The organism is Kocuria sp. KSNUG, from assembly GCF_049532735.1.
Classification (GTDB): Bacteria; Actinomycetota; Actinomycetes; order Actinomycetales; family Micrococcaceae; genus Kocuria; species Kocuria rhizophila.
Map to the genome: position 1 here is coordinate 1,018,851 of NZ_CP150981.1, position 12,484 is coordinate 1,031,334.

Genomic DNA, 12,484 nt, shown 5'->3' on the forward strand with positions numbered 1-12,484 from the left:
GGAGGCACGCTCAGGCGACGAGGCGGGCGTGCGGCGTCGTGGGCGGGTCCAGCTGGGCGGCCAGCGCGAACAGCTGCGCCTCACCGGACGCGCGCCCCACGAGCTGGATTCCCATGGGGACCGGACCCGGGTAGTCGCCGGTCTCGGGGGTGCGCCACGTGGTGGGTACCGTGATCGCGGGCAGCCCGATCACGTTCACCACCGAGGTCCACGGCGTGTACTGGCACTGGCGCATGTAGTCCTGCTCCGCACCCGCGGGATCCGCGATGTCGAAGCCCTCGTGGAACCACCCCACGGGCCGCGGCGGCATGGCCAGGGCGGGGGTGAGGACCATGTCGAAGCGGGAGAACTGGCGGATGAGGTCCGCCTCGATCCCGCGCAGCACGGCGAAGGCGTCCGCGAGCTCCACCGCGCTGCGGGACAGGGCGCGCTCGCGGAACGAGCGGGCCAGCCCGGTGAGCAGGTGCTCGGCGCCGTTCAGCGGCAGCTGGCCCATGGCCGTGGTCCACAGCCGGGAGAACGCCTCGGGGTACGCGGGGTCGTAGTGGATCTCCGCGTCCTCCACGGTGTGGCCCAGCGCCTCGAGCAGGCGGATCCCCTCGGCCAGCGCCGACCGCGCCTCGGGGGAGACCGTGATCTCGTACGTGGCGTCGAACGGAGAGGCCGTGCTCACCCCGATGCGCAGCGGCCGCTGGTCCCACGGCGCATCCCCCTCCAGGGCGCGCTCCACGACCCGCGAGAACGACGGTTCGGGCGCGGCCACCACGGGCCGGTCGATCCGCTCGTGGCCCGGGGTGTGGCACAGCACGTCCAGGAGCAGGGCGGCGTCCGCGGCGGTGCGGGTGATCGGCCCGTTGACCCCCAGCTGCCCGACGTTCGACAGCGCGTCGCTGCTGGGCACCCGTCCTCGGCTGGGCTTGAGCCCGATGAGCCCGCACGCCGCCGCGGGGATCCGCACGGACCCGCCGCCGTCCGAGCCGATGGCCGCGGGGAGGATGCCCGCGGCCACTGCGGCGGCCTGGCCGCCGGAGGACCCACCCGGGGAGCAGTGCAGCGCAAAGGGGTTGCGCGCTGCTGGGTACATGCGGTTCTCGGAGTAGGAGTTGAGCAGGAACTCCGGCACCTGTGTCTTGCCGAGCAGCACGGCACCGCTGTCCTGCAGGGTGGCCGCGAGCTCGTCCGATTGCTCCGCGGGCGGGACCGTGCCGTCCTCCCCGCGGGTGGTCAGGGACCCCCAGGAGGTGGGCATGCCGGCGACGTCGTGCCCGTCCTTGAGCGACTGGGGGACGCCCAGCAGGGCGGGCGTTTCCGCGTGGTGTTGGGGCGGGACCACGGAGGGACGCGTTCCGCCGTGCCGGGTGGACCCGCCGGACCGCTCGGAGGCCGGTGCCCGAGAGTCTCCGAGGAGCCCCCCGCAGCGCAGCCGCTGGTCTGCGGCGCGGGCGCCCTCCAGCGCCGCGTCCCGTGCCACGTGCACGAACGCCCCCAGGTGCTCGTTCAGCGCGTCGATGCGGTCCAGTGCCGCCGAGGTGAGTGCCTCGCTCGTCGTCTCGCCGCGGCGCAGGGCGGCCACGGTCTCGGTCAGGGTGGGGAAGTGCGCCACGGGATCCTCTCGCGCGGTCGGTGGGCGGTGGGGGATCAGGCGGTGGGCGTCGTGGTGGGCTCCGCCGCCTCGGCGCTCCGGCGGCGGCGCAGGTTGCGGCGCACGAGCGGCCAGAACAGTGCCAGCACGGCCACGGCCACGAGGCTCGTCCACACCTGGGTGCGGCTCGCCTCGTCCGAGACCAGCATGACCACCACGATCCCGGCGACCGCCACGATCACCAGGATGCCGAGCCACGGGTGCAGCCACATCTTGAGCTTGAGGTTGGCCTGTTCCTCGGGGCTCATCTGCGAGCGCAGCTTCATCTGGGTGATGGCCACGAACACGTACACGAACAGGGCCACGAGGCCGGCCGAGTTCATGATGAAGTCGAAGATCCCGGACTCCGGGGCCAGGAAGTTCACGAACACCGCCGCGTAGCCGCCCAGGGTGGAAGCGAGCACGGCCACCACGGGCACGCCGTTCGAGGACTTGCGGGCCACGATCCGCGGAGCCAGTCCCTCGCCCGCGAGAGCCGAGAACATGCGCGCTGCGGAATACAGTCCGGAGTTCAGGACCGAACACACCGCGGTGAAGATCACGATGCTCATGATCATCTCCGCACCCGGGACCCCGAAGAGGTCGAAGACGTACACGAACGGTGCCTGCTCGTCCGGGTCCGGCAGCTGGTTCCACGGCACGATGGTCACGATCAGCAGGATGGAGCCCACGAAGAAGATCAGGATGCGCCACACCACGGTCACGGTGGCCTGGCGGATGCCCTTGGCGGGGTCCTCGGACTCCGCGGCCGCCATCACGGCGATCTCCGTGCCGAAGTAGGAGAAGATCACCACGGCCACGCCCGAGATCACGGCCCAGCCACCCTGGGGCGCGAAGCCGCCGTGCTCCCACAGGTTGGGGATCGAGAAGTCGGCGCCCGGCCACAGCCCGAACGCGAAGAGGGTTCCCACGGCCAGGAACGCCACGATGACGGCCACCTTGATGCTCGCCAGCCAGAACTCCACCTCACCGAACGAGCGCACGGAGATCAGGTTGGTGGCGGTGAAGACCAGCAGCAGGACCACCGAGCACAGCCACACGGGCATCGCGGGGAACCAGCCCGCGAGCAGCGATCCGCCCACCACGGCCTCGAACGCGATCACGCCCACCCAGAAGTACCAGTAGAGCCACCCCACGAAGTACCCGGCCCAGTCGCCCAGGCCCACGCGGGCGTACTCCATGAAGGAGCCCACGGCGGGCCGGGACGCGGCCATCTCGCCCAGCATGCGCATGGCCAGGAACACGAGCAGTCCGCCCAGCAGGTAGGAGAGCACCGCGGCCGGGCCCACCATGCGGATCACGTTGCCGGAGCCCACGAACAGGCTCGCGCCGATGATCCCGCCCAGCGTGATCATGGTGACGTGGCGGGAGCGCAGCGCCTTGTGGGTGATCTCGGGGGAGTCCCCGCCCGCGGCGGCGGAGCTGCCGGTCCGTGCTGGTCCCTGTGGTGCCTTGCCGGTGCTCATGGCTGGTCCTTTCACCCGCAGGAGAGGTGGCGACAGTGGCTGCGGATAGGTGAGTTGTACCACAGAAGGTGCGTGGGCGGTGGTGACGTGTGCCGCGCGAGCCTCGGGTGGGTCTGCGGCGTCGCCGCAGGTCCGGGCGAGCTGCGGTGCAACGGTGCCGGCCCGAGCGCGGTGCCGCAGCAGATCCGGGCGGCGCGGCGGCGTCGTGCCAGGAGCGTGAGCGGCACGCAAACGGGCGGCCACCGGAGAACCGGTGGCCGCCCGTCAGGGTGCGCGAGGCGTCAGATCCGCAGGATCAGGCGCCCGCCTCCTCGATGGCCCCGGCGAACACGCCGAGGGCGTCGCGCAGCAGGTCCATGTCGATGACCAGCGGCGGGAGCAGGCGCACGATGTTGCCGTACGTGCCGCACGTGAGGATGGCGACGCCCTGCTCGAGGCAGCGCGCGGCGATCTGCTTGGCGGCGTCCGGGTGGGGCTCCGTGGTGCCGGGCTTCACGAACTCGAGCGCGATCATGGCGCCGCGGCCGCGGAGCTCGCCCACCACGGGGGAGGACTCCGCCACGGCGCCGAGCTCCTCGCGGATCACCTTCTCGATCTCCTGTGCGCGCGCCACCAGATCCCACTCCTCGATGGCCTCCAGCGCCCCGAGGGCCGCGGCGCACGCCACCGGGTTGCCGCCGTAGGTGCCGCCCAGGCCGCCGGGGTGCACGGCGTCCATGATCTCCGTGCGGCCCACCACACCGGACAGCGGCATGCCGCCCGCAATGCCCTTGGCGAACGTCACCAGGTCCGGCTCCACGCCCTCGTGCTCGGACGCGAACCACGCGCCGGTGCGCGCGATGCCCGCCTGCACCTCGTCCGCGACGAACACGGCGCCGTTCTCACGGCACCACGAGGACAGGGCGGGAAGGAAGCCCTCGGCGGGGACGATGAAGCCGCCCTCACCCTGGATGGGTTCGATGACCACGGCGGCCACGTTCTCCGCGCCCACCTGCTTCTCCACCATCGTCAGCGCGCGCTTCGCGGCCTCGGCGCCCGTCATGCCCTCGGGATCGCGGAACGGGTAGGACATGGGCACGCGGTAGACCTCGTTGGCGAACGGTCCGAAGCCCTGCTTGTACGGCATCACCTTGGCGGTCATGGCCATGGTGAGGTTGGTGCGCCCGTGGTAGGCGTGGTCGAAGACCACCACGGCCTGGCGCTTGGTGTGCACACGCGCGATCTTCACGGCGTTCTCCACGGCCTCGGAGCCGGAGGTGAACAGCGCGGTGCGCTTCTCGAAGGATCCGGGCGTCAGCTGCGCCATCTTCTCGCCCACGGCCACGTAGTCCTCGTACGGGGCGACCATGAAGCACGTGTGGGTGAACTTGGCCACCGCGTCCTGGACGCGCGCCACCACCTTGGGGTTGGAGGCGCCCACGGAGGTCACGGCGATGCCGGAGCCCAGGTCCACCATCTGGTTGCCGTCCACGTCCTTGATCACGCCGCCGTCCAGCTCGTCCGCGAAGACGGGCAGGGAGGAGGCGACGCCGGCCGCGACGGTCTGCGCGCGGCGCTCGGCGAGCGCCTGGGACTTGGGCCCGGGAATGCTGGTGACGAGCTCGCGCTTCTGCGGGAGCCGGTACTCGATCTCTGCCATCTCTGGTGGTCCTTTCGTGCGGTGCGCGGCGCGTCGCTGCGCCGCGGGGTGCGGTGCGGGCGGATCGGGCCCGCGGTGTCGGGTGGGATCAGGCCCAGGGGGAGGGCATGCCCATGTACTGCACGGTGGTGTACTCGGCGATGCCCTCGGCGCCGCCCTCGCGGCCCACGCCGGACTCTTTGACCCCGCCGAACGGTGCCGCGGCGTTGGAGATCACTCCCACGTTCAGGCCCAGCAGGCCGTACTCGATGCGCTCGCCGATGCGCAGCGCACGGGAGATGTCCTCGGTGAACACGTAGGAGGCCAGGCCGTACTCGGTCATGTTGGCCAGGCGCACGGCGTCGTCCTCGTCCGTGAAGGTGGTCACGGGCGCCACGGGGCCGAAGATCTCCTCCTGGAACACGCGGCAGTCCTCGGTCACGCCGGTGAGCAGGGTGGGCTCGAAGAAGTAGCCGGGCCCGTCCACGGGCTTGCCGCCCACGACGGCCCTCGCGCCCTTCTCGAGCGCGTCCTGCACGAACTCGTTGACGGAGTCCAGGGCCTTCTTCTCCACCATGGGGCCCACGGTGGAGTCCTCCTCCAGGCCGTTGCCGGGCTTGAGCGCCTTGAGCTTGGCCGCGAACTTCTGCGAGAACTCCTCGGCCACGGACTCGTGCACCAGGAAGCGGTTGGCGGCGGTGCACGCCTCGCCCATGTTGCGCATCTTCGCGGCCATGGCGCCCTCCACGGCCTTGTCCAGGTCCGCGTCCTCGAACACGATGAACGGGCCGTTGCCGCCCAGCTCCATGGAGGTGCGCAGCACGTGGTCCGTGGCGGTCTTCATGAGCTGCTTGCCCACGGGGGTGGAGCCGGTGAAGGAGACCTTGCGCAGGCGCGGGTCCGCCATGATCGGGTCCGAGACGTTGGACGCGGACTTGGAGGACACCACGTTGAGCACGCCCGCGGGGATCCCGGCCTCGACCATGAGCTTGGCGAAGAACTGCGAGGTCAGCGGGGTCAGGCGCGCGGGCTTGAGGATCATGGTGCAGCCCGCGGCCACCGCCGGGGCCACCTTGCGGGTGGCCATGGCCAGCGGGAAGTTCCACGGGGTGATCAGCAGGCACGGGCCCACGGGCTTGTGGGACACGAACATCTTGAGGTTGCCCTCGGGGGTGGACGCGTAGCGGCCGTAGTGGCGCACGGCCTCCTCGGAGAACCAGCGCAGGAACTCGCCGCCGTAGACCACCTCGCCCTGGGCCTCCTTCAGCGGCTTGCCCATCTCCAGGGTCATCAGCAGCGCGAGGTCCTCCTTGTGCTCCTGCACCAGGTCGAAGGCGCGGCGCAGGATCTCGGATCGCTCGCGGGTGCTCGTGCGGGCCCAGGACTCCTGGGCGTTCGCGGCGGCGTCCATGGCCGCGCGGGAGTCCTCCTCGGTGGCCGAGGCGAGCGTGGCCAGCACCTCGCCGGTCGCCGGGTTCTCGACGTCGAACGTGCCGCCGTCCGAGGCGTCCCGCCACTCGCCGTTGATCAGCAGACCCTTGGGCGTGGCCTCGAGGACGGCGGAAACCTTGTCGTGGATGCTCATCTGATTCCTTTCACGCGCTCGGGTGCGCTGCGGTCTCTGGGTTCTGGGGACAGGGCTGTCTGCGATCATCGTATGCCCGGGCGCAAGGGGCTCGGCGGTCGGATCATCCAATGTCCAACGGGTGGACGCCCACCCGTCCATTGTTCCGGTTTGCGCCCGTCATGCTCGCGCCGCCTCGTCCTCCACCGCTGTCTCCATCGCCGCGTGCTCCGGTTCGTGAGACCGGCCGTGGTGGCGCCCCGCGCGGTCGCTGGGGACACGTGAACGGCTGCGGACACGCGAACGGGGGACCTCCGTGTGGAGATCCCCCGTGGGTGCCGCCCGTCCGGTGCGGCAGGTGGCACGGGACGGCGGGTGGACACCCGCGCGTCCGGCCACGTCACGCCGCGTGGTTGCAGTTCTCGCAGGTGCAGTTCTCGCACGTGCAGGACTGGCAGGTGTCCGAGCAGTTCGGGCAGTTGCAGGTGGTCTCGTCAGTGGTGGCAGTCATCGCTGTGCTCCTTCATGTGCTGGAGGGCGTCTCGGAAGACGTGGGCCACGTGCTCGTCCAGAAGCCGGTAGCGCGTGACACGGCCGTCCTTGAACCCCTCGATCAGATGGGCCTCCCGCAGCACCTTGAGGTGCTGCGAGACCAGGGGCTGGGACAGGTCCAGCTCCCGGGACAGCTCTCCGACGAAGCGGGGCTCGCGGGCCAGACGGTCCACGACGGCGCAGCGCGCCGGGTTCGCCAGGGCGGAGAACAGACGTGCGACCTCCTGGTACGGGGCCAGGGGGCCGGGTGCATCGCTCGTCATAATGAAAGTCTTATATGAAGCTCATGGGGTGTCAAGGTCCGGGGGAGCGCAGCAGGCGCTGCGTGCGGTGTCCGGTCAGCTCGGGGCGTGCGGGGCGTGCGGGGCGTGCGCCTGCGGGATCTCCGAGAGACGCAGGGTGCGCGCTAACGGGCCGTGCGGCGTCGTGGGGTCCTCTCGCTCTGGGTGAACCCTCTGCCGTCGAGGTGTGACGCGCCATACGCTGGGACCATGGCTTACGCAACCACCAACCCCGCGACCGGGGAGACCGTCAAGACCTTCGAGACCGCCACGGACGAGCAGATCCGCGATGCCGTGGCCCGTTCCGCCCGGGAGTACACCTCCTGGCGCACCGTCCCGGTGGCGGAGCGCGCGCGGCTGATGCACACCATGGCCGGGCTGTACCGCGACCGCCAGGACGAGCTCGCGGCCCTGATCACCGAGGAGATGGGCAAGCCGCTGGCGCAGTCCGTGGCCGAGGTGCAGCTCGTGGCGGACATCTACGACTACTACGCGGACAACGCCGAGGAGTTCATGAAGGGCCGCACGCTGACGCCCTCCACGGGAGGCGAGGCCCGCGTGGTGCTCGACTCCACGGGCGTGCTGCTGGGGATCATGCCCTGGAACTTCCCGTACTACCAGGTGGCCCGCTTCGCCGCTCCCAACGTGATGCTCGGCAACACCGTGCTGCTCAAGCACGCGGGCAACGTCCCGCAGGCCGCGCTGGTGCAGGAGGAGCTCTTCCGCGAGGCAGGCTTCCCGGAGGACGTCTACATCAACATCTTCGCGTCCAACGAGCAGATCGCGGACATCGTGATCCCGGACCCCGCCGTGCAGGGCGTGTCCCTCACCGGCTCGGAGCGCGCGGGCTCGGCCGTGGCGGCCACCGCGGGCAAGAACCTCAAGAAGGTCGTGCTCGAGCTCGGCGGCTCCGATCCCTTCATCGTGCTGGACGCCGAGAACGTGGAGCGCACCGTCAAGCAGGGTGTCTTCGGGCGCATGCTCAACAACGGCCAGGCGTGCACCAACTCCAAGCGCTTCATCGTGCTGGAAGAGGCGTACGACGCCTTCGTGGAGAACTTCGCGCAGGCCGTCCAGGGCGTGACCCCCGGGGACCCCACGGACCCCAAGACCTTCCTGGGTCCCCTGTGCGCCGTGGAGGCCCGTGACGAGATCATGGAGCAGGTCCAGGACGCCGTGGACAAGGGCGCCACCGTCCTCGCCGGCGGCAAGAAGCTGGACAAGCCCGGTGCCTGGATGGATGCCACCGTGCTCGCGGACGTCACCCCCGAGATGCGCGCGTACGCCGAGGAGATCTTCGGCCCCGTGGCCGTGGTCTACAAGGTCAAGGACGCGGACGAGGCCGTGGAGCTCGCCAACTCCTCACCGTTCGGTCTGGGCGGTTCCGTGTTCGGCGCGGACGAGGCCGCCGCCCTGGAGGTCGCGCAGCGCGTGGACTCCGGCATGGTCTACGTCAACGAGGTCACCGGCACCGCTCCGGACCTGCCCTTCGGCGGCGTCAAGCGCTCCGGCGTGGGGCGTGAGCTCGGCCCGTTCGGCATCGAGGAGTTCGCCAACAAGAAGCTGATCCACACGCCCAAGAAGAAGTAGCCGGCCTAGGCACCCCCGTGTCCACCGCCCCCGCGCCGCCGGTGCGGGGGCGGCGTCGTACCCGGGGGCGGCGACGCCGCCGGGTCCGGTGGGTGGGCGAGGCCTCCGTGCCCGGGCCAGCTGTCCCGCCGTGGGCGTCATCGTGGCCTGATTCGGCGACGCCGCACGGCACCGGCCACGCGCGGGCGTCAGTCCTCGCGCTGGTAGCGGATCTGGGAGCCCACCACCGTGGCCTCCACCACGGTGTCCCGCACGGCCTCCGCGTCCACCGCGAAGATGTCCCGGTCCACGCAGACGAAGTCCGCGAGCATCCCGGGGGCCAGGCAGCCCTTCTGGTTCTCCTCGTAGGAGGCGCGGGCCACGGAGTGGGTGTAGTGGGAGACGGCCTCGGGGCGGGAGATGATCTCGTGCGGCTGCCACCCTCCCGCGGGGGAGCCGTCGCGGGTACGGGTGATGGCCGCGTGGATGCCGTGGAACGGGTTGGGATCCTCCACCGGGGCGTCGGAGCCGAAGACCAGCTCCGCGCCCGCCCGCCGGAGGCTGTTCCACCCGTAGGCCACGAGGTCCCGGTCCTCCAGGAATCCGTTGAGGGGGATGTCCGTGGTGCAGTGCATGGGCTGCAGGGAGGCGGTGACCTCCAGCTCCCGGAACCGGGGGACGTCGCGGCGCTTGACGTACTGCGCGTGCTCGATCCGGTGGCGCAGCCCGAAGGCCCGGGAGATGGCCTGGTTCGCCTCGATCGCGTCCAGCGCCTCCGTGGCCGCCTGGTCCCCGATGGCGTGCACGGCAGCGGCGATCCCCGCCGAGGCCGCCCGGTGGATCCAGTGCTCCAGCTCCTCGGGCTCCATCACGGCCATGCCGTGGTTCTGCGTTCCGGGCCACGCCTCGGACATGTGGCACGTGTGGGATCCCAGGGCGCCGTCCGCGAAGAGCTTCAGCGGGCCCATGGAGATCCACTCGTCCCCGGAGTGGGTGCGGATCCCGCGCCGGATGAAGTCCTCGATCTGCTCCTGCCGCAGGATCTTGTGCACGCGGATGTCCAGCTCACCGCGGTCGTGGAGCGTGCGGTACGCGTGCAGGCAGTCCACGCCGTCGATGTCGTGGATCGACGTGATGCCGCGCTGGAGCAGCTCGCGCTGGCCCAGGGGCAGGTAGCTGTCGATGCTGCCGGAGACGTCCGACTGCATCAGGCCGTCCCGGATGGGGATCGCGGCCGCCTCCTTGAGCACCCCGGTGAGCTCCCCGTGCTCGTCCCGCTCGAACTCGCCGCCGTCCGGGTCCTTCACGGTGCGCTCCAGCCCCAGCTCGGTCAGCGCGCGCGAGTTCAGCCACAGGGTGTGCAGGTCCAGGGAGCTCAGCGCCACGGGAACGTCCGGGGCCACCGAGTCCAGCACGTGGCGGTCCGGACGCTCGGGGCTCGTCCACGCGTTGATGTTCCACTGCCCGCCGAAGATCCACGTGATGGACGGATCCGTCCTGGCCTGCTCCACGTAGGGCCGCAGCACCGCCAGGGCCTCGTCCAGGTTCGTGCAGCCGCGCATGTCCGGCTCGATGAGCGAGCGCGAGTACATGGCGGAGTGGATGTGCCCGTCGCCCATGCCGGGCAGGACGTACGTGCCAGCCAGGTCCGTGCGCTCGGTGCCCAGCGGAGCCAGGTCACGCAGCTGCCGGTACTCGCCCACCGCCACGATCCGGTCCTCCGAGGTGAGGATGGCGTCGGGGTGCGGCATGTCGTGGGAGTGCCACTGGCCCTGCGGGGTCCAGCCCGTGGCCGGGTTCATGGCGTGGACGGTGGCGTTGTGGAACAGGCGGTGCATGGGACTCCTCGTGGTGCGCCGGGGACGCCGACGGCGCGGTGGCCGCCGATCGTCAGGCACCACCCTACGACGACGCCGCCGCCCACCCGAGGGGCGCGGTACGTCGCCGTTGCGGGGACAGCTACATCCCGGGCAGCAGCTTCGCGGGGTCCGCGACCACGTGCACCACGGCCGGGATCCGGTCCTCGGTGACGGCCCGCACGGCGTCGGCGATGACCCCCTCGATGTCCTCGTTGCGCTCCAGGCGCGCACCGAAGGCCCCGTAGCCGCGGGCCACGGTGGCGAAGTCCGGGTTATCCAGCTGGGTGCCGGACACGCGCCCGGGGTAGTGGTTCTCCTGGTGCGCGCGGATGGTGCCGAACTGGCCGTTGTCCAGCACCAGGATGAGCGGGTGCGCGCCGAACTGGCGGGCGGTCGCGAGCTCCTGCGAGTTCATGAGGAACTCGCCGTCGCCGGCCACGGCGAACACGAAACGCTCGGGCTGCTCCAGGGACACGGAGACCGCACCGGGCACGGAGTAGCCCATGGTGCCGTTGCGCACCGACAGCTGCGAGGGGTAGGCCCCCGTGGGCACGTAGGTGTTCGCCCATGCGGTGTGGTTGCCGGAGCCGTAGACCACCGCCGCGTCCTCGGGCAGGTGGGGGAGCAGCGCCTTCATCACCAGGGTCATGTCCGCGGTGCCCGGTGCGTTGTCCCCCGCGGAGGCCGGGATCCCGTAGCGGGCGCGGCGGGCGGCCACGGGCTTCTCGAGCCACTGCGACCAGTCCGGGTGCTCGCCCAGCTGCAGCTCCGCCAGGGCGCGGCCGAAGGCCACCGGGGAGGCCAGGATCTGGCGGGTCACGGCACCGGAGTGCTGGCGCAGCGAGGTGTCGATGTTGACGATCCAGTTCACTGCGGAGCGGTCCTGGCGCACGGTGAAACCGTCCGTGGGGATGTCCGAGAGCGTCCCGCCGACCACGAGCAGCACGTCCGCGTGCTCCAGGGTCTCGATGGTCTCCCGGCTGCGGCCGTAGCCGGCCTCGCCCGCGTTCACGGGGGAGGTTCCGGGGACCCGGTCCGCCGCCCGCCAGTCGGAGACCACGGGGATGCCGTGGCGCTCGGCGAAGTCCGTGACCTGCCGCGCGGCCTCGGGGCTCCAGCGGGGTCCGCCCACGAGGATCGCGGGACGCTCCGCCGCCTCCAGTGCCTCCCGCAGCCCGGCCAGCTCGTCGGCTCCCACGGCACCCTCGGCCACGGGGACGGGAGGGACCACGGGGGCGTCCGTGAGCTGGGTGATGACGTCCTCGGGCAGGCCCACCACCACGGGGCCGGGCCGTCCGGAGGACGCCGCGAAGAACGCCTCGGCCACGTACTCGGACGCACGGTCCGCCTCGTCCAGGACCATCACGCGCTTGGCCTGGGACCCGAACCACTGGTGCGGGTCGAACTCCTGGAACGCCTCCTTCTCCCGGTGGGCCACCGGGACGAGTCCCACGAAGAGCACCAGGGGAGTGGAGTCCTGCCACGCCAGGTGGATGCCCACGAAGGCGTTGGACGCCCCCGGTCCACGGGTCACCATGGCCACCCCGGGGCGACCGGTCAGCTTGCCGTGGGCCTCCGCCATGTAGGTGACCCCGCCCTCCTGGCGGCACACCACGTTCTGCACCCCGGAGTCGTAGAGTCCGTCCAGGACGTCCAGGAAGCTCTCCCCGGGGACGCTGAACACGCGGTCCACGCCGTGGGCCTTGAGGGACTCGACGATGAGGTGGCCGGCGGACTGCTGGGGCATGGGGTTCTCCTGGTTCCTGGTGGGAGTGCGGTTCCGGGTGTGACCGCGGACACCGGCGAGGGCTCGTGCGGCGATCCTACCGCCGGGCCCTGCACCCCGCGCCGGTCCGCCTCGGCGCCCCCGTCTCTGCTCGCGCCACTCATGCCGCCGACGCCGCCCGCACATGCCCACGTCACCGGCACCGCC

8 protein-coding genes are annotated in these 12,484 nt (G+C 71.2%); 1 reads left to right on the top strand and 7 read right to left on the bottom strand.

From position 1 onward, the window contains the following. Positions 1–10 precede the first annotated feature (10 nt). The 5 genes from AABM36_RS04435 to AABM36_RS04455 all read right to left on the bottom strand — a co-directional run bounded on the left by AABM36_RS04435 (position 11) and on the right by AABM36_RS04455 (position 7,105). The gene (locus AABM36_RS04435) at positions 11–1,603 is read right to left on the bottom strand and encodes an amidase (protein ID WP_423447520.1); all 1,593 of its coding nucleotides are present in this window, start codon (positions 1,601–1,603) and stop codon (positions 11–13) included. A gap of 35 nt (positions 1,604–1,638) precedes the next feature. Beyond that, the gene (locus AABM36_RS04440; RefSeq protein ID WP_423447521.1) at positions 1,639–3,108 is read right to left on the bottom strand and encodes an amino acid permease; all 1,470 of its coding nucleotides are present in this window, start codon (positions 3,106–3,108) and stop codon (positions 1,639–1,641) included. Between the two features lie 295 nt (positions 3,109–3,403). Then, entirely contained in the window at positions 3,404–4,747 is a 1,344-nt protein-coding gene (gabT, locus tag AABM36_RS04445) for a 4-aminobutyrate--2-oxoglutarate transaminase (RefSeq protein ID WP_406018993.1), read from the bottom strand. A gap of 88 nt (positions 4,748–4,835) precedes the next feature. After that, entirely contained in the window at positions 4,836–6,311 is a 1,476-nt protein-coding gene (locus AABM36_RS04450; RefSeq protein WP_423447523.1) for an NAD-dependent succinate-semialdehyde dehydrogenase, read from the bottom strand. Positions 6,312–6,784: 473 nt separating this feature from the next. Continuing rightward, complete coding sequence (locus tag AABM36_RS04455) at positions 6,785–7,105, bottom strand: ArsR/SmtB family transcription factor (RefSeq protein WP_423447525.1); 321 nt, start codon at positions 7,103–7,105, stop codon at positions 6,785–6,787. 228 nt (positions 7,106–7,333) lie between these two features. Here AABM36_RS04455 and AABM36_RS04460 point away from each other — a divergent pair, with 228 nt between their 5' ends. After that, entirely contained in the window at positions 7,334–8,713 is a 1,380-nt protein-coding gene (locus tag AABM36_RS04460) for an NAD-dependent succinate-semialdehyde dehydrogenase (RefSeq protein ID WP_423447527.1), read from the top strand. A gap of 188 nt (positions 8,714–8,901) precedes the next feature. Here AABM36_RS04460 and AABM36_RS04465 read toward each other — a convergent pair whose 3' ends face one another. Both AABM36_RS04465 and AABM36_RS04470 read right to left on the bottom strand, forming a co-directional pair. After that, a complete protein-coding gene (locus AABM36_RS04465) occupies positions 8,902–10,530 on the bottom strand; it encodes an amidohydrolase (protein WP_423447529.1) in 1,629 nt (542 codons plus the stop codon). 121 nt (positions 10,531–10,651) lie between these two features. Then, positions 10,652–12,298 (bottom strand): thiamine pyrophosphate-binding protein, encoded by a 1,647-nt coding sequence (locus AABM36_RS04470; protein ID WP_423447531.1) that lies wholly within the window; start codon positions 12,296–12,298, stop codon positions 10,652–10,654. Between the last annotated feature and the right edge of the window lie 186 nt (positions 12,299–12,484).

Coding starts and splice junctions, on each gene's coding strand:
- AABM36_RS04460 (WP_423447527.1), top strand. CDS start 7,334: ATGGCTTACGCAACCACCAACCCCGCGACCGGGGAGACCGTCAAGACC.
- AABM36_RS04470 (WP_423447531.1), bottom strand. CDS start 12,298: ATGCCCCAGCAGTCCGCCGGCCACCTCATCGTCGAGTCCCTCAAGGCC.
- gabT (WP_406018993.1), bottom strand. CDS start 4,747: ATGGCAGAGATCGAGTACCGGCTCCCGCAGAAGCGCGAGCTCGTCACC.
- AABM36_RS04450 (WP_423447523.1), bottom strand. CDS start 6,311: ATGAGCATCCACGACAAGGTTTCCGCCGTCCTCGAGGCCACGCCCAAG.
- AABM36_RS04440 (WP_423447521.1), bottom strand. CDS start 3,108: ATGAGCACCGGCAAGGCACCACAGGGACCAGCACGGACCGGCAGCTCC.
- AABM36_RS04465 (WP_423447529.1), bottom strand. CDS start 10,530: ATGCACCGCCTGTTCCACAACGCCACCGTCCACGCCATGAACCCGGCC.
- AABM36_RS04455 (WP_423447525.1), bottom strand. CDS start 7,105: ATGACGAGCGATGCACCCGGCCCCCTGGCCCCGTACCAGGAGGTCGCA.